Annotated in this window: 10 protein-coding genes and 1 pseudogene; 1 reads left to right on the plus strand and 10 read right to left on the minus strand. The window is 44.0% G+C overall.

Going from position 1 to position 18,488, the window contains the following annotated elements; genetic code table 11:
- Positions 1-126 precede the first annotated feature (126 nt).
- The 6 genes and pseudogenes from NG821_RS10790 to NG821_RS10815 all read right to left on the minus strand — a co-directional run.
- Positions 127-1,470, minus strand: a pseudogene (locus tag NG821_RS10790) (SusC/RagA family TonB-linked outer membrane protein); the annotation flags it as partial.
- A gap of 427 nt (positions 1,471-1,897) precedes the next feature.
- Positions 1,898-4,033, minus strand: coding sequence for a glycoside hydrolase family 97 protein (locus NG821_RS10795; protein WP_252761674.1), 2,136 nt, complete (start codon positions 4,031-4,033; stop codon positions 1,898-1,900).
- Between the two features lie 17 nt (positions 4,034-4,050).
- Positions 4,051-5,817: an endo-dextranase gene (locus NG821_RS10800; RefSeq protein WP_252761675.1), complete on the minus strand. Its 1,767-nt coding sequence runs from the start codon at positions 5,815-5,817 to the stop codon at positions 4,051-4,053.
- A gap of 26 nt (positions 5,818-5,843) precedes the next feature.
- Entirely contained in the window at positions 5,844-7,337 is a 1,494-nt protein-coding gene (locus NG821_RS10805) for a SusF/SusE family outer membrane protein (protein WP_252761676.1), read from the minus strand.
- Positions 7,338-7,353: 16 nt separating this feature from the next.
- Positions 7,354-8,844: a RagB/SusD family nutrient uptake outer membrane protein gene (locus tag NG821_RS10810; protein ID WP_252761677.1), complete on the minus strand. Its 1,491-nt coding sequence runs from the start codon at positions 8,842-8,844 to the stop codon at positions 7,354-7,356.
- 9 nt (positions 8,845-8,853) lie between these two features.
- Entirely contained in the window at positions 8,854-11,850 is a 2,997-nt protein-coding gene (locus NG821_RS10815; protein WP_394802086.1) for a SusC/RagA family TonB-linked outer membrane protein, read from the minus strand.
- 215 nt (positions 11,851-12,065) lie between these two features.
- Between NG821_RS10815 and NG821_RS10820 the strand changes: the two genes are divergently transcribed.
- Positions 12,066-13,703, plus strand: coding sequence for a DUF6377 domain-containing protein (locus NG821_RS10820; RefSeq protein WP_252761678.1), 1,638 nt, complete (start codon positions 12,066-12,068; stop codon positions 13,701-13,703).
- Between the two features lie 558 nt (positions 13,704-14,261).
- On the opposite strand, the gene NG821_RS10825 is transcribed toward NG821_RS10820, so the two are convergent.
- Genes NG821_RS10825 through NG821_RS10840 form a run of 4 tightly spaced genes read right to left on the minus strand, consistent with a single transcriptional unit; the run spans position 14,262 to position 18,360 of the window.
- A complete protein-coding gene (locus tag NG821_RS10825) occupies positions 14,262-15,485 on the minus strand; it encodes a GIY-YIG nuclease family protein (RefSeq protein WP_252761679.1) in 1,224 nt (407 codons plus the stop codon).
- A complete protein-coding gene (locus NG821_RS10830; RefSeq protein ID WP_252761680.1) occupies positions 15,482-15,760 on the minus strand; it encodes a hypothetical protein in 279 nt (92 codons plus the stop codon). Before NG821_RS10830 ends, NG821_RS10825 begins: the two co-directional genes overlap by 4 nt.
- A gap of 1 nt (position 15,761) precedes the next feature.
- Positions 15,762-17,801, minus strand: a complete 2,040-nt coding sequence (locus tag NG821_RS10835; RefSeq protein WP_252761681.1) for a DEAD/DEAH box helicase — start codon at positions 17,799-17,801, stop codon at positions 15,762-15,764.
- A 34-nt stretch (positions 17,802-17,835) separates the two neighbouring features.
- Positions 17,836-18,360 carry a type IIL restriction-modification enzyme MmeI gene (locus NG821_RS10840; protein ID WP_317233089.1) on the minus strand — a complete coding sequence of 175 codons (525 nt, stop codon included), beginning with the start codon at positions 18,358-18,360 and terminating at the stop codon, positions 17,836-17,838.
- Positions 18,361-18,488: the final 128 nt, after the last annotated feature.

Raw genomic sequence — 18,488 nt, forward strand, 5'->3', positions numbered from 1 at the left:
TACCTTTGCCTTAAAACTTGGTTCAAACTTACTTCTTCTTCCCATTTCTGTTCCTTTCTTACTTAGTGCAAAGATAAACAATATTCTTTAACTTTAGCACCTGTACTAAAATTGGGGAGTATTATAAAGATTCAATTTTGTATAACTGCCAAAAGCGCTCAAAGACAGACCATCTATAATCCTCCATGTTAGTTTTCCATGTGTATTTAGTGAACTCACATTATATTTATCCACGATTTCCAATTGTCCCAACGGATTATAAATCTCATTTGCCATCATATCCTCGTCCCACTCACCAGTTGTAACATTCTTATAATTTGGATAAGTAGGATTATAGGCTGCTGCGGAATAAAACATTTTTTGCATATCATATTGAGGTCGACCATCACGTTCGCTACCAAACACTCCCAGATCAAGTTTTAGTCTATTATTGAAGGAGAACTGGGTAGCGTCCAATTTTACAGTATAATTTTGCATTTCAGAGTTTTTCAAAGCACCTTGACGTTCTACATAGCCGAGGCTAGCCCGATAATTTCCATTTGCATTTCCAGAAGAAAAAGCCACATTTTGGTTCGTAGTAATACCTCCGGAACGCTCTACTTCATCCAACCAATTTGTATTCTCACCTAAATCTGTAAAAGTAAGTCCCAAATCCTTTGCAGTTTGGCGGTATTGATCTGCACTCAACATATTAAGATTCTTATAAACTGAATTAATACCGAACGTACCATTATAAGTAATTTCTGAATGTCCGTTCTTTCCATGAGTGGTTGTTACGACGATTACACCAGCGGCTCCACGCGAACCATATTGGGCTGTCTCTGAAGCATCCTTTAATATGGTCATGCTCTCAATATCACCAGGTTGTAAGGCATTAAACAGATTCATGTCTGCATAGACGCCATCAATAATTACCAATGGATCATTTCCTCCAGAAAGTGAAGCCGTACCACGAATACGAATATTTGTTGTCCCCATGGGATCACCTCCACTTTGACTGATAACCACACCACTCACTTTGCCTTTCAATGCATCAGCAGCACTAGTTACAACACCTTTATTCATGTCTTCCTGTCCAACTCTTTGGACTGCACCAGAAACTGTACGCTTTGTACCTACTGCATAACCGACAACAACGACTTCATCAAGTTGCTTATTGTCAGTTTTCATTGTGACATTAATTTCAGAATTGCTCCCAACTGTAACTTCCCGATTAGTATATCCAATGTAAGAAAAGACCAAAATGGTTCCTTTCTCTATATGATTGAGAGTATACTTACCATCCAAATCTGTAACCGTGCCGATAGACCGATTTCCTTTAACGACAACACTTGCTCCAATGACAGGGTCACCCTTATCATCCTTGACCGTACCAGTAATCATGTTTTGGGCAAAGGAAGGAATAGCCAGAAAACTAAGAATTCCTACGACACATACCCATAAAAAGTATTTTAATTTTGTTTTTTCCATAAGATTAGATATTAATTATTCTTTAATTTGGTATTAGATTCGTATCATGAACTGTTGATTACCAGCAGAACATATTTCATTTTCACTAAGATAATAAGGACAAGACGAATCACTTTCCTTATTTTCAAAAGAGTAGAATTCTTTAACCTATTCAGAAACCAAAACGACAAAACGATATTTGCCAAATCTTCCAAATCTATTTTTTATGGCATATTAGTTGATGACATAAAAGAAAATCGAAATTATTTATTCATATTTAATCATTTATACTATTTATTTTTCAGATATTTATATTAACTATAGTAATTATCGACACCCATACTCCTTGCTAAAGAAACTAGACAAAATGAGAAACCTTCTAAATCCTTTATAACGGGAACAACATCTTTCCGCTTCCCCGTTATAAAGAATATTTTTCCACTAATTATTATTCAGCAAACAAAGATACTGCAAAACCGCCGCCTCTGGCTTCCTTGAGTGTCAAGGTATCGCCCTTCTTGACGGTCCGGTGCAGGATCGTATAAGCCTCAGGATTCTTCTCGTAGTCTGCATTCGAAGCATCAGCATAGATCGTGCACTTGTATTTCCGCCCCTTATCCAGGAAATTGAGTTTGATCGTCGACTGGTGCCCGTCCTGGTCACATTTTCCACCGATAAACCAGTTGTTGCTGTTCTTCGCCTTCCTGGCTACAGTAATGTACTTCGCCGGTTCTGCTTCCAGATACTTAGACTCAGCCCAATCCAAAGGCACATCACGGATAAACTGCAGGGCATCATCGTATTTGGCATAGTTTTCAGGCGTATCGGCCAACATCTGCAGCGGACTGTACATCACCATGTAAAGTGCAAGTTGCCCTACAATAGTCGTATGCACATAGTTCTTATTATTGGTCCATGTGCTCAACCTCGTTTCAAAGATTCCCGGCGTATAGTCCATAGGACCACCCTGCAGACGAGTGAACGGGAGGATGACGGTATGATAAGGCGCATTGCCACCTGAAGCCTCATATTCAGTACCTCTGGCGCTCTCGTTGGCGACCATGTTAGGATATGTCCTGCAAAGTCCTGTAGGACGAACAGCCTCATGGGCATTGACCATGATATGGTGTTTGGCAGCCTCAGTAACGCAATACAGATAGTGGTTATTGATAAACTGGCTATAGTGATGCTCGCCACGAGGGATGATGTCCCCCACATAACCGCTCTTCACAGCGTCATAACCATATTTGTTCATCAGGTCATAGGCAGCTTCCAAATGACGTTCATAATTCCGGGTCGAAGAACTCGTTTCGTGATGCATCATGATTTTCACGCCCTTTGAATGTGCATAGTCATTCAAAGCTTTGATATCGAAATCGGGATAAGGCGTCACAAAGTCGAAGACATCATCCTTGCTATGTCCGAACCAGTCTTCCCAGCCTTGATCCCAACCTTCAACGAGGACTTCGTCCAAGTGGTTCTTCGCAGCAAAGTCGATGTATTTACGGACCTCGGCATTGTTGGCACCATGCGTATTGTTAGGTTTGCATTTCGAATAGTCCGTGACACCGAGTTTTACAGAGGGCAGATCGTTGGTATAACTCCATGACTTTGCTCCGACAATCATCTCCCACCATACGCCGCAGTATTTGATCGGGTGTATCCAGGAAGTATCTTCCAACTTGCAAGGTTCGTTCAGATTCAGGGTCAATTTGCAGGACAGCATATCCCTAGCATCATCACTGACCAGGACTGTCCGCCAAGGCGTGTTGAACGGTGTCTGGACATAGCCTTTCAAGCCCTCGGCATCAGGAGTCAACCAAGACTCAAAGACGAAATTCTTGTCATCGAGGTTCAGGCTCATCGTCGGATAGTTCACGCAGGCAGCCTCATGGATATTGATGTACAGCCCATTGTCCGTCTTTATCTGAAGGGCAGTTTGCACCCCAGTCGGTGAGAATAGCGTCTGAGAGACGTTCCATCCCACTGCCGATTTCATCTTACTGCGGATTTGCGAAAGTCGGGATATCTGAGTTTCATACTCCTGTGTGTCATAATCACCGGGAAGCCAGTAAGCCATATGGTCACCCGTCATGGCAAACTGGGTATGCTCTTCCTTGATGATGAAATAATTCAGGTCAGCCTGCTGTGGGAACTCGTATCTCAGTCCCATACCATAATCGTAGACACGGAAGCGGATGACAATGTGGCGGTTACTCGACTTCTGATAAAGGTTGACAGCCATCTCATTGTAGTGGTTCCGGATGGTGGAGGTTTCTCCCCAGACCGGTTTCCACGTTTCATCGAATGTCGAGTCATGGACAGCCGTCTCTGTGAAACCATCCATCAGATTCGTCTCATCCATGCCCTTGGAGGAGCGCCGGTTCTTAGCCAGTTCCAATCCCAAGTGACTCGGTTTGATGACCGTCTTATGCTTATAGAACATCTCATAAGTCGGGACGCCGTTTCCTGTAAGTGAAAATTTCACCCATACCTTCCCGTTCGGCGATTTTACAGTCTGGGCATTCATCATGCCGGGAAAGAAAATCAGCAGAGCAAGAATTACCCTTAATAGTTTTTTCATCTCTTTTCTAACTTTGTTTATTTCTCAATTACAACCATTGTCCAGTATTTCAATGAAGGAACAGTGAACACGACATAATCGCCCTGCTGCTTGAACTGAAGTTGCTGAGGCGCACCTCCGCAATAGTCAGGAGAAGCCACCCACACCTTCTTGACAGAAGAAGCACGGACGCCTAAAGATAGGGAACTGATCGTCTCCGGCTCAGGCATGGAACCATCCAGGTCACGCCAACTCAAACTGTTTGCCTTGACAAAATTCAGGAGATTGATGACTTTCTTGCCATTGACCTCTTTCGAATAAGCAGTCACGGTATTCAACTGCGGTGGCCAGTTGTTGACTGTAACGCCACTGTTCCCACTATATATGCCGTCAAAGTTCTGACTGCCTTTATCCCTGAGAAGATTCTCATAGGCCGTGAAGAAATCATAGTAGTGGACAATCGCCGTTTTCAAGGCATCACTCATACTCAATTTGGCATTCGGGAAATATTCGTTGCACAGCATGTGATCGCCCAGTTCCAGGTGATCAGCGCCGATAGCGAACATTACAGCATCAGTCAGCAGTATACCCGGTGTATTGAATTCCGATTTAGTACTGTTATAATCCATATAGGCGGCATAAACCTGCCCCAGACTGTCACTGTAAGCCTGATTGGTTTTCAGGATCGTCAGCAAATCACTGAACTTCGATTCACCGCCCCACAATTCAGAATACAGGAAGTCAACATCACGGGTCTCAGCAATCTGCTGTGAGCCGAAATTAGAGACCGCATTCATCACCAAACTCTTATTCGGCTGACGGGACTTCATCTTCTTAATGAAAGAGGCAAAGCCATCCGTCAGATTCAGTTTGCTGCCATAGTAATCATAGACAGTCCCCCGGTCTCCGACTTGATCGATATGATAACCGTCAAAATCCAGACTGGCATAGACATCATCATTACGGTCAGCCAGATAGTTCTGCCAGCTCACGTTGGCAGGATCTATCAAATTGATATTGCTCTTCCAACCGGCAGGCATCGTGAGTTTGTCCATCGTCGCATGCCCGGTATCATCATAGATATGCCATTTGTCGCTGACGCCATCCTGAGCGGCATCGTCCAGCGCGCCATAACACAGATTATAGAACATTGCCTTCATGCCATAAGCATGTTGGGTAGCGATATAGTCCTTGATGACACTCGTCTTGATCGTACGGTTAGCGATGTCCGTATAACTGTCCATCAGATTGCCACGAGTGCCCCCCAGAGGCCAATGATGCTTGTAGTGCCAGTCATAAAACTGTATACCATTAATATGGCAGCGGTTAAGGAAGCCCATTTCATTCTGAATGACAGAATGGGTCTTACTGTCATCATAGGAAGACACGAACCCATAGCGGGGATATTTTGCCCAGTTTCCTGAGACATCAATGCCGACGGTCCCATAGACTGTTTCCGTCGAGTCATTGTCCTGAGTATAGATGTCAGCCAGATAACCTTTATAGTCAGTTGCAGGAACTTTCCAAGTCCAAGTATTGCCGGTCAAGTCAGCCGTCCCTACGACTTCTTCACCCGAGCGGTAACGAATCTTGGCGCCTGCAGGAATCGTGCCGGTAGCCGTAAAAGTCACAGTTCCTCCAGGTTTGTAAAACGCCTTGTCCGTATTCATATCCACTTTCAAGTCAGATACCAAGTGAACAGCCGGTTGGAGCGTCTCGATATGAGAACTGTCAAAAGTGTCATTGTCACTGCTGCAGGACAGGAAAAGCAGCGGAACAGCCATTAATATAGGAATCATTTTCATATTTGTTTTCATTATGATACAGTGAACTATTGTTTGACGATGGAGACCGTTTCCTCAAGTTGGTTAAGGGTGATCGTATAAGTCCCGGAAGTTGTTATTTTCCATTTCTGGTCAATGCCGGAAATATCAACATCCTTATATTCAGCTTTCAGATAGTCGTCACTCTTATTGACGAACAAGGCCTTTTCAGTTTGACCTGTAGGTTCTACATCATCACCTGCAGCGCACAGGAACCAGGCGCCCATCCAATCAGCCTGACGGTCACAGGAGAACTTCAATTCACCTGCATTAAGAGTGCCGGTCCAAGTAAAGATATAAGGGCTGTCAGTAACCGTCATCGGTGCAGCATTTGCGATGTCCCATCCGCTTGGCGAAGCGTCGCCTACCAGATAAACCATCGTATAAGGCGTGAACTCACGCATCATCATACGCTCCTTGCCCTTTCTGATATCCACGCAGACCTTATAAGCCTTGCCGGTCTCGCTGTCCGTAACATTCCACTTATAGTCAGGCGTAAACCCGGATACCAATTCCATAGACGTATCCGTGTAAGGCGCATTGTCCTGAGTTGCCTTGTACATATTTTCCCAACTGTTTTCAGCAGTACCGAACTTGAATGTACCTCCTTGGTCGAAATAATGTCCATAGCGGAAGAGGAAGTTGTCCAGCGGATCCTGAGTCATCTTCTCAAAGCTCCAGCCAGTCATATCGCCAACGAAATAGATAAAATCGTAAGGCGGTTTATTGCCTTCCTCCTGAGTCAACGATACTTCCCCAGTCAGGAGATTTGCCGTCACCTTATAATAATGTTCCTCAGTGACCTTCCACTGACCATCGGGCTGAGTGTCGCTGGTGCGCAGGAAAGCGAGTCCGTCAGTGCCCTTGCTGTAAGACGGCAGGAATTGTCCGAGCGTCGTGATGAATTTCAGATTTCCGGCCTTGAGATTACCTTCCCAAGTGAAGATACCGTTGTCAGTCCGAGTCATTGCTTCAGCATTGTCCGCACTCCAGCCGTTTGGAGCAGCATCGCCAAGCAGATAAAGCGTAGTCGTCACAGGTTGGTAAGGCGTCGCATGGAAAGTCAGCGAATCAGTCTGCACTTCATCCACACCAGGCACAATGGCACTGATACGGGCATCGACAGCCGTAGGTTTACCCACTGTTCCACCAAATTTGTCAAGGATGAGGCTATTGAGGTTTTCCACATTGATGCTCCAAGTGTAGACCTGAGTCTCGTCAGCCAGCGCAGTATAAGGTTCAGCGAAGTTTGTCCCCGCCTTAGCCAATTCGAGTCGATAACCGATCTTGTTCCCTGTACCTGCATTATTCCCTGTTGTCCAATTCAGCGTGACCGCGTTGTTGGCATGGTTGATTTCAGCCAGAGTATCCGCTTCCTGTGCAGCGGTCAGGGTGAGTCGGTCAGACCCTTTATCCAACTGTTCATAGTCCTGGTCGGTACATCCTGAGAGGGCGAAACCTCCCAGAAGTATGCCAAGAAGACCGAAAATATATTTTTTCATGATGATATCTCTTTGATTAATAACCTGGATTCTGTTTCATAAGCGGATTGGCATCCATTTCCGTTTGAGGGATTGGGAAGAGCAGCCGCTCCTTGGTCACATTGGTCTTGCCGATGGACTTGAGGAACTTCAAGGCATAATTGCCGTGATCCAAGCGGATCATATCGAACCACCGGTACCCTTCAAAGGCAAATTCCATCCGGCGCTCATGGATGATCTTGTCACGCATTTCAGACTGTGTGAGACCGGATACAGCATCCAATCCTGCTCGCTTGCGGACAATATTGAGAGGAACTGCAGCCTGAGCCGTTTCACCCATTTCATTGAGTGCCTCAGCCTTCATCAACAGAATGTCAGCATAACGGTAGACGATGAAATTGGCAGGAGAGGTATTATACTCAGGAGAAATGCTCTTGGAGACCAAGAACTTTCTCACGTTATAACCGGTATAAGAATAAGAACTCTTATAAGCCTTTCCATCAAAGTCTGGGCAACCGTCATACAAGACCGTGATGTCCTTGCGCTTGTCACCCGGCTCCCATTGATCCATGAATTCCTGCGTAGGCTGATTCCAGCCGTAGCAACCGGCTACGAAATCGGAATTGCGAGGACCCATGAAAGTGGACAGCCAACTCGACTGAGGATTACTTCCCCAGAAATCGTATTGGGTATCCCCACTGAATTGCACTTCAAAGATAGATTCAGGACCGTTGTTGACCTTTGCGTCAAAGTTGGAAGCATAATCACATTTGCTCAAGTCATAGCCGAGAGCAGTCACGGAATCACAGAGGTTGACGACATGCTGGTAATATTCAGGATGATCAGGTGCCAGCGTCAAATACATGTCAGCCATCATCGTCAAGGCCGCGTCTTTGGAAGCACGTCCCACATTCCGACTGTCATATTCACTCTTGGCCGGCAGGATATCGATGGCTTTCTGGCAATCAGACTGGATCTGCTTGTAAACATCAGTTGCAGAAGAGCGGGCGATTGCCGTAGGATCACCGGGATTATAAGGTTCCAGACGAAGAGGAACACCACCATAGAGACGCACGAGGATATAGTAATAATGAGCACGGAGGAAATAAGCCTCCCCCAGGCAACGTTTCTGCAAAGCATCCATATCCTTGCCCTCAAGATCCTTGATCAGAATATTGCACTGGCCTATACCCACCCAAGGTGAGCGCCACATGTAGAGAGCCATTCCATTATCGCTGCCCTCAGTGAAATTAGAAGCCTGCACGGTTTCCAAGCCGTCCGTACCCCCACCGGCACCGACGATACTGTTGCCTGCGACAATATCCAGCGTCCATAAACGCTGATTGTACATATTTGAAGACTGGAGCGTTCTATAACAGCCATTAGCCATGGCTACGGCCACAGAGTCAGTGACACTGGTCTCCGGGTCTACTGTGTTCTTAGGGTCCTTGTCCAGAAAACTATCTCCACAAGAGGTAATGGTCAAGGCCATCAGAATTAATATACTGAAAATCGATAACTTTTTCATGATGCCATATTAGAAGTTAATATTTAAACCAACATTGAATGTTCTTGAAACAGGGTAACTGGACAAGTCAATGCCATTGACTCCCACTTCCGGGTCGAACCCGGAATAACCTGTTATCGTAGCCACATTCTCACAAGACAGCGTCAGTCTCGCCCCCTCGACAGTCAAGTATTTCAACCACTGTTTCGGGAAGTCGTAAGAGAGGGAGATGGTCTTCAGACGGAGATAAGACCCGCTCTCCACATATCGGTCGGAAATACGGTTGTTGCCATTAGGGTCGCCATAGACTGCACGAGGCATCACATTGCTGGTACCCTCGCCATGCCAACGAGAGAGGACATCAGTCAACTGGTTGTAAGCAGCAGACATGCCTGTCAGGTCAATCTTATTGGCATTGAAGATCTTATTGCCGGCAACACCCTGAAGATAGATGTTCAGTTCGAATCCTTTCCACGACAGGACATTGCTCATTGAAAACAGATGAGTTGGATTCGGGTTGCCGATGACAGTACGGTCATCATCATTGATGACGCCATCATTGTTCAAATCCTTGAAACGGATATCACCGGGTTGTGCACCGGCCTGATAAGCATGATCCTGTACATCCTTCGCATTCTGGAAAACACCGTCAGTGACATAGCCGTAGAACACATTGATCGGATAGCCTTTGGACAACATCGTGACATAGGAATTGTTGATCTGATTGATGTAGAAAGGCGTGGCGCTGTTCAAATCATCGATCTTGTTCTTATTATAAGTATAAGACAAGTTGGTCTCCCAACCCAGGATGCCTTTGAGGTTGACAGTATGCAAAGTCAACTCCACACCTTTGTTCGTCACCTTGCCCGCATTGGTATAAGTGGTACTGGTGTCTTCAAAACCGGAAGTGATAGGGATCGAAGCCTTTACGAGCATGTCCGTCGTCTTCTTGAGATAAGCATCCACAGAAAGATTGATGCGGGAATGGAACATCGTCGCGTCAAAGCCGATATTTGCCTGGGCGACCTGCTCCCAATGAATATTCGGGTTAGCCAGAGTAGTGGAGATCAAAGCCGTCTGCTCATTCCCGGCTGTACCGAAAGGATAGACGCTAGTATTATAAGTAGCCATATAACTGTAATCGCCTACACTCGCCTGACTACCGGTGACGCCATAGCCCATACGGATCTTCAAGTCGTTGAGCAATTCATTCTGCTTGTACCAAGGTTCCTCCGTGAGCCGCCATGCCAAAGACACTGAAGGGAATGTCCCCCAGCGGTGATTGCGTCCGAAGCGGCTGGAGCCATCCTTACGGATTGTCGCCGTGAGGAGGTAACGGTTGCAATAATCGTAATTGGCACGTGCCATATAGGAGAACAAAGCCCACTCAGACTCATTGCCTCCAATGGCATACATCTTCTCGCCGTTATCCATTTCATGGACATTCTCGAAGGCAAAGATGTTCTTCTGCGCATTCAGGTAATCATTGTCATTCCATTGAGCAGATGTACCTGCCATCAGGGACACGTGATGCTTGCTTGCAAAAGTATGGTCGTAGAGGAAATAATTATCCCACAGATAGGTAAAAGCCTTATTGTCGCTCTTATATCTGGAACTTTCTTCCGTAGGGATAGGTTTCCAGTCATAAGCCGGCGTGAAACTGTCAATGTACCAGAACTTGGCATCAATGCCCAGGGTACTCTTGAATTTCAGGTCTTTTGTGAAACTGATTTCTCCGGTTATGTTCCCGAGAAGATTATAGCCGTTCGTCTTATTCTGGTCAGTTGTCAGTGGTCCTACAGGGTTCCTTGTAGAACCGTACCACAAAGCGTTGCCTTCAGGGCCTGACCACTCGCCGTTATCATCCTTGACAGGGAAGACCGGAAGTGCGCGATAGGTACTCCCCAAGTCATAACTGCCCTGTTTCTTGACATCGGCACTGACCGTAAGATTATTGGAGAACTTCAGCCATTTCAGGACCTGTGCATCGGTGTTGATCTGAAAGGTGTACCTACGGTAGCTGATGCTTTTCACTGTTCCTGTCTGATCGAGGAAACCTCCGGATACATAATAATGGGCATTGTCAGAGCCACCGGAATAACTCAAGGTATAGTTTTGCAGATAACCGGTCCGGAAAACTTCATCGACCCAATTGGTCCCATTCCCCAGTGATTCGGGATTGATCCACAAAGGGTTCTGGTCATAACCGGCATTAGCCATCATCTCATTATTCAGTTCTGCATACTGGGCAGAATTGAGAAGAGACGGTTTTTTCGTTGCATTCTGGAAAGAGAAATTGGCACTCAGAGAGAGGTGGCCAACGCCGTTCTTTCCTTTCTTTGTGGTAATCATAATGACACCATTGGCACCACGAGAACCATAGATGGCGGTAGCAGAGGCGTCTTTCAAGACATCCACCCTGTCGACATCTGCCATATTCAAACTGTTGAGTCCTAAATCAGTCGGAACACCGTCTATGACGACAAGTGGGTCACTGTTGTTGATGGAGCCCAGTCCTCTGATCTTAATGGACACATTGTCACCAGGTTTACCGGCATCAACAACTTGGAGGCCTGCCACCTTACCTTGTAATGCCTGACCGATGTTTGCGACAGGTTGGTCATTCAACTTCTTTGAGTCCAAAGAACCGATAGACCCAGTCAAGTCGCTCTTCCTCATCGTACCATAGCCGATGACCACGACCTCATTGAGTTGCTTACTATTCTGAGTAAGGGCAATGTCAAGATTCTGCCTGCCGTTGACTGCCACATTTTTCGTGGCATAACCCAAATAGGTAATCGTGATCGTTCCATCAGAAGGTACAGTCATGTCGAAATTGCCATCCAAATCGGTGACAGTTGCATTCGTCGTACCCTTCTGCATCACAGATGCCCCTATAATAGGTTCACCGGTTTCGTCTTTGACAACACCATGGATTTTAATGTTCTGGGCTAATAGGCATAAAGGTAGCAGAAGGCCTACGCAACAGAACATCATTCTTTTTACTAATTGTTTAAAGATGTTCATATAAAGATATGTTTACGTTTATTTAGGTTTCGATGCAAAAATAGTCGTTTATCTCCCTGATTAACCTCAAAAGTAGGATATCAGTAGATAATATAATTTCGGATGTTCCTATAATCTATTGAAAACCAATAATTTTAACAAAAAACAAAAAAAGCCGAAGTAGGTATATAATATTACCAATTTTTTAATTATATTTGCAGAAATATCAGATAAACATGTTTAAGAACCTATTTTTCATTCTACTTACCAGCCTATTCATGCTTTCACCGGCATCGGCGACAAATGACAAACTCTTATTGCGGTTGGATCATATTCTGGCCCACCGTGAGGTTTATGATACGGCCAAGCAGCAGCATCTCAAAATGCTGAAGAACTATGCTGCCATCTGTCACGAACCTGAAGAACTCCTCAAATTATATGAACTCCTCTACAATGAGTACTATGTCTACCAATTTGATTCCGCAAAGATCTATGTCAACAAAGCCCTCCAACTCTCCCAGCAGATCCATGACACCAATCATGAAATCCAGAACCAACTCCGGAAGGTCCAACTTTTCGGAATCGGAGGTCTGTACAGCGAGGCTTTCAACATCCTCAATTCCATCAACGTGAATCAGATCAGTCCGAAATTACGATTCCAATATTATATGACCCGATTCACACTCTATTCCTATTGGAGCGACTATTGCAACGACAACTATTATGCACCCCAATACCGTGCCATTGCCGCTTCGAGCCTCAAGAGTGCCATGCCGTACTTGACGCGGAACATGCCGGAATACGATTTTTACCACGGGGAATACTATGTCTACGTGGAACGTAATGACCAGAAAGCCTTGAAGTATTATTTCAAAACCATACAACATCAAAAAGAGACTTCCCGCTACTATGCCATGGCCTGTTTCGCCATAGCCAACAACTACAGCGCGCATCACAACATCAGCAAATACGAGACCTATCTGATCCGTGCCTGCATCGGCGATGCCTTGTGCAACACAAGGGAGAATCTGGCCCTTCAGGAACTCGCTACCTTCCTGTTCAAAAAGGGCAGGCATAATATCGAACGAGCAGACAGTTATATCAACATCGCCTTGGAAGATGCCAAATTCTACAATAACCGTTTGAGAATACTTGAGATCTCCCAGAAACTGCCGACTATCGTATCTGCCTATGAGAAACTGATGAAGTCGAACAACAAGAAACTGGAAGGCACGCTTTTCATCATTTCCATTCTGGTCATCATCTCCCTCTTCGCCATCGTCTTCATTTTCAGACAGAACAAACTTCTCACTGAACACCGGAAACAATTGTCTGAAAACAACACCCAACTTACCAGCCTCAACAGACGCTTGAATGTCCTCAACGGTGCCCTACTTGACACTAACAGAAAAAGGGAGGGACTCGCCAAACTCTATATTGATCTCTGTGCAAAATATATCGACAGGCTCAGCAAATATCAGAATCTTGTCAGAAGGAAAATCAAAGCCCATCAGGTCAATGAACTTCTCAGTACGATTTCATCGTCCCGTTTGTCAGAGGAAGATGCCACGACCTTCATCAACCGTTTTGACAAAGCCTTTCTGGACCTCTATCCTACTTTCGTAGGCGAATTCAATGCCCTCCTGAATGACCCTCAAAACGTAAAAAAAGATTCGGCCAGTCATTCCATGACCACCGAGCAACGCATCTATGCCTTGATACGATTGGGAATCAAAGAAAGTTCAGAAATAGCCGCCCTACTCTTTTACTCACCGCAAACGATCTACAATTACCGTTCCTCTGCGAAGAACAGAGCAAAGAACAAGGAAACTTTTGAAGAGGACGTGATGAATCTCTGTACCATTATCAAATGACAAGGATAAAATACATTCATCAGCAAATACTATTGATGGACGGAAAAATACCGTCCATCTATAATAGATCTTTCGAGAAGAGGCGCCTTTCCCAAAAAGAACGGAAAAGAGAATACTTATCCGTGTAATTTCTGAAGAAAGAACAAAATCCGTTTACTCTGGAAATAAAGATGCTAGCATACCTGAGAAAACGATTTGGTAGTTTCGAGAAACATAGCCGGCTCTTTCGAGAAACAAGACACCGATTTTCTCGATACATAGCGCTGTCTTTCTCGAAAGATAAAAGTATAAAAATTACAGGAATTAGTCGATCTATTTCCCATTTATAAGCCAAAAATAAATATCTGAATTTTTGAACCTTTCAGAACAAAGAATCACAGTTCATCAAGTTGTGCTGATCCAATTAATAGGCAGTTGACTTCAATCATAAGTTTCACACACTCATTATTCGTAAATGTATATACATAATTGGGACCAGTCAAATTCCATATTTAAATTCTACTTCACAGAGTATTATATTAGTTGGAAAATGCAAAAATATCTCATTACCAGAAAAATCTATTTTCCGGAACCTAGATGTTCAAAAATATGCCCAAGATGGTATTCCACCATACCTTCCTTATAAATAATATCCTTAATTTCTACAATCGCACTCTCACAGTTCTTATGATAACCCACACAAAGGCGGAGTGCATCATATCTCCTTAAATAACGCTTGCCATCATCTTCATCAATATAAGTATATTTATTGAGAGTCGTCTGCTTCAATTCTCTATATTCAATTGCTTTCTCCCCTCTCATAATCTGGTCAAAATAGATTTTCTTGATACTAAGTTTTAAAATCTTCATCCCCTTAGTATTGAATGTTGATCTATTTTTGACGACAATCTGCTCCAAGCATTGCTGTTGGACATTATACGTATAGTTAGTAATACTGCCGTCATTAATTTTTCCAATAATTGTATTGATCACTTCAAGCGGAACCACATACCATTCTTGGGGGTGGTACAACTTGCCTGATTGGTCCGTAATTGAGAATTGCATCTGCACGGCATCTAAGACATGATGAAGCAAAGTCTCCAATACATGACTGTTCATATTTACGATTTTGTAAGTCGCCACTATTTTGACCGGTGACATAAGATAAGTCGGATCATCGGCTGCACCAGCAATTCTTTCTTCGACTGAGCGGGTCGTAAAACCGATCTTATACAAATCCTTTTTGCCGGCTATCTCCGGTCTTTGAGAAAGTGAACTCAAGACATAGATATACCCTGTCTCTTGATCCTTTCCTGAAACGAAATCTGCATTCATCAGTAATTTTCCCGTTTCTTCTTCTGTGTCCGAAACGGCATATCCATTAGCCATGACATTCTTCCGGAGAGTTTGCAGCAAGATATCCGTTTCTGTCCCGTTTTCAATGATACATCTTGTACGGCCATCTTTCAACCCATTAGCAGCCTGAATATAATTTTCTACGCGTTGAAGGAGCAGTAGTTGTCCTTCGACTACATAATACCGGCCAACCACCATACTGTCGGTCTTTGAGGTCTTGACCAGACTCCTTCTTCCACACCTCAAGTCTTGATGTATCTGTTCAAAACCCGATTTATAAAGAGCAAAGTCCTCGCATACCTTTCGTTGAGCATAGTGATCAGGCTGGTTTCTTTCTCCTTGAACCTTCTTCATGTCAGAAGGGATTTCAAAAAGTGATTTTTCCCTATCAGAAATATTCAAGAGAGGATCATTCAAGATATCATCCAATTCTTTCTTTATATTCATTGTTTTTTCTCTTTCAAAAGATTCAAACGGTCATATGCGGCTAATTTTCCGCTAGACTCTTCCCTCAATGCCTTCAGCGCACGAGCCAACATTTTTTCTTTCAGGCTATTACCGTCTTCCCGTGGCATCCTGTGGTCATTAGCCTCCGACCACGATGTAATCTCCATCAAAGTTTTTACTTCCCTGTCATCAGCTGTAAGTGGTACCACTTTAGGATGAACGTCATCCAACAAGTCATCCTCAAAAATTTCCAATAGTTCTTTTGGCCATTCCATATCACTCATCCTTATTCGGTTCATATTCCAATCCCATCATCTTGCGAATCTTGAGATTTTTTATTTTCTGAAAAGCATAAGCCAACTCACGTGCCTGAGGATTAGGATCATTCATTGAAGGTATCTGTCCTCCATGGTTGGCAATCCATTTTTTCAAAGGACCTTTAAACAACTTGACCGCCGTTTCTATGGACATATTAAATTTCTGCTCGGCTATCGTATCTTGAATAATCTTCAATGTTTCAGTATCCACCGTCTTAGATAATACTTCATAAGCACGTTGGAACGGATTAATTGTATCAATTAAATTAATATTCAATTGATCAATATTAATCAATCGATTAGTCAATTTCAGCAATCGATTCCCCTCACTTTCCTGATTTTCTCTATTTTCAGATATTTTGGACACGTCCACCGGACTACCTTTTTCATCTACAATATCGTTACCTTTTACAACTGTATCCAGCAGCACCCGCTGCCGTACCTCTTCTACTTCGTCCTCGTTCAAATCCGGATATTTCTCACGGATCACCTTAGGTATCAAATGCTGGGTAATAGCCTCAGCCGTTGAGCTACCACTAATAGCTTTAACAACCATGTCATCTTGAAGGATACTCGCCTTCAAATCGTCTAATTGCTCTTCCACAATTTGTCTTGTCTTGGCACTCGAAAGAGGCTTAAGACCTTCCACGACAACGGTACGAAGAGGATTATCACCTGATGTTTCTTCTTTAACTGTCTTGAAATGCCAGCTTGGAGCCATAACTTGCTCCATAAGCAAGGAGGCGGTAATGGCTTTTAGAAAATCGTTGACAGCTACTTTCACATCAGGTTGATCAGCATCTGGCATGGCAATCATATTAATGAAGCGTGCGGTACTTTTCCCTTTGCAGTCCCTTGTACACCTTCCGATAATCTGGACTACCTCCGTCAAAGAACCACGCACACCTATCGTAAGGCATGTATCGCACCATTCCCAGTCAAAGCCCTCTTTAGCAGTACCCAGCGCAATAATAATATCCAAGTCATCAGCCTGCCTAATTTTATTCAGATAATCATAGACCCTATCTCGCGTCTTGGCATTATCTTCCACAAGATCGGCCACTTTCAACAATCTCCCATCGGAAGTGCGCAGGGTATAAATACCAGTATTGTAATCATATTTGACCTCTTCACCTATCAATTGTCTGATTTCTGCCGTCTCTGCATACTTCCCCTTAGCAGTAGAAGCTCTGCTTTGCACAGGTGGTATGTGTATAATGGTCTTCCTATGGGTGTCCAGCACTTCATTGAGGTGATCCAGATATACCCCTTTATAGAAATGATAGCCCAAAACAAGATTCTTAAGATACTTGTATCCATTCAATTGCTGATAATAATTATAGGTAACGGGATAAAAACGAGCCTCGTCTTCGGCTCTCAATACAGGTACACCATCACCACGAAAGTAGCTGCCAGTCATCGCCACGATATGACCCGTAGATCCATTCATCACCCGACGTACAATATCTCCCAATTCACTATTAGCATCAGCACTGGTATGATGAAACTCGTCAATGGCAAGCAGACAATTATCCCAATCAGCATCTTCCAACTGTTTCATCGCATTACGGAGAGTAGCATGGGTACATAGCAGAATTTTTCCTGCAGCAGTATGCATGAATTCACAGAATTTGCCCGCCTTGTCACTTTCATTGCCCCCTGCTGAGCATAAATTGAAATACGGAGCTACTTTCCAATCGGCAAAGAAACCAAACTTTTTCAAAGCCGTATTCCTGAACGAGCGACCTATACTCCTCTCCGGAACAGCCACCACCACCTTTCGGATATTCTGATGGACCAACTTATCCAATGCAATAAACATTAAAGCGCGACTTTTGCCACTTGCAGGAGGTGCTTTAATCAGAAGGAAACGCTGGTTTCTATGCTTATAAGCTTTAGCCTGCATCTCACGCATGCCCAATTGATCCACATTGCTCGACTTTCCAGTCTGAGCGTAATGTATATCCACGAAATTATTTCTGTTTTGTATATCTATCATTAGTCTCTATATCTCTATCTAACAACTCCTCACCTTATTTATTTCTGACTTCCTTTCCACTACTCTTTTCCTTCTGGTGCTGTTGGTTATTTAACTTTTCATACATTCTAAAAAGACATTCCAGCCTTGCATCGTCAGAAGAGAACGGATAACCGGAATAACAGCTGTCCACAACATCATCCAATGTATTGTGCGCCTGGCGAAGATCATGCGGCATCCGGTCTGGGTCGTACATCTCCGCAAGGGTCATTCCAGGGTGTCCTGCCCGCGTAATAAGTACGTTTTCTGCGGCAGACTGTAATGCATCACGCTTTACTGACGTGAGATTTGGAAAAGGAAATGTATTATAACAAAGTTGGGCTGAATAGCGATAATCCGTTTTTAATTTCCCTCCGACAGTCCTCACCCAGGCCATGTGCATCTTACTCTCAAGCAAACCGAAAAGCCACGTTTTAGCCCCATAAATAGCAAAAGCGGAATTAGAGACAACAGTCCCCGCCTCCAGATACCCCATGGGAATATATGTTCTTCGTTCTGACGAAACTGCAGGAATAATAATTTTTTATGATTATCCTCAATTGGGTGATTAATAATTTTGAGTATTCCCCGATATTCATTACCTTTGCATCAATTATCAAAACCTCGTCAAAATGAAACTGATAGAATTTTCAAAACGCTTCCCCGATG

This window comes from Segatella cerevisiae (genome assembly GCF_024054555.1).
In the GTDB taxonomy this organism is placed as follows: Bacteria; Bacteroidota; Bacteroidia; order Bacteroidales; family Bacteroidaceae; genus Prevotella; species Prevotella cerevisiae.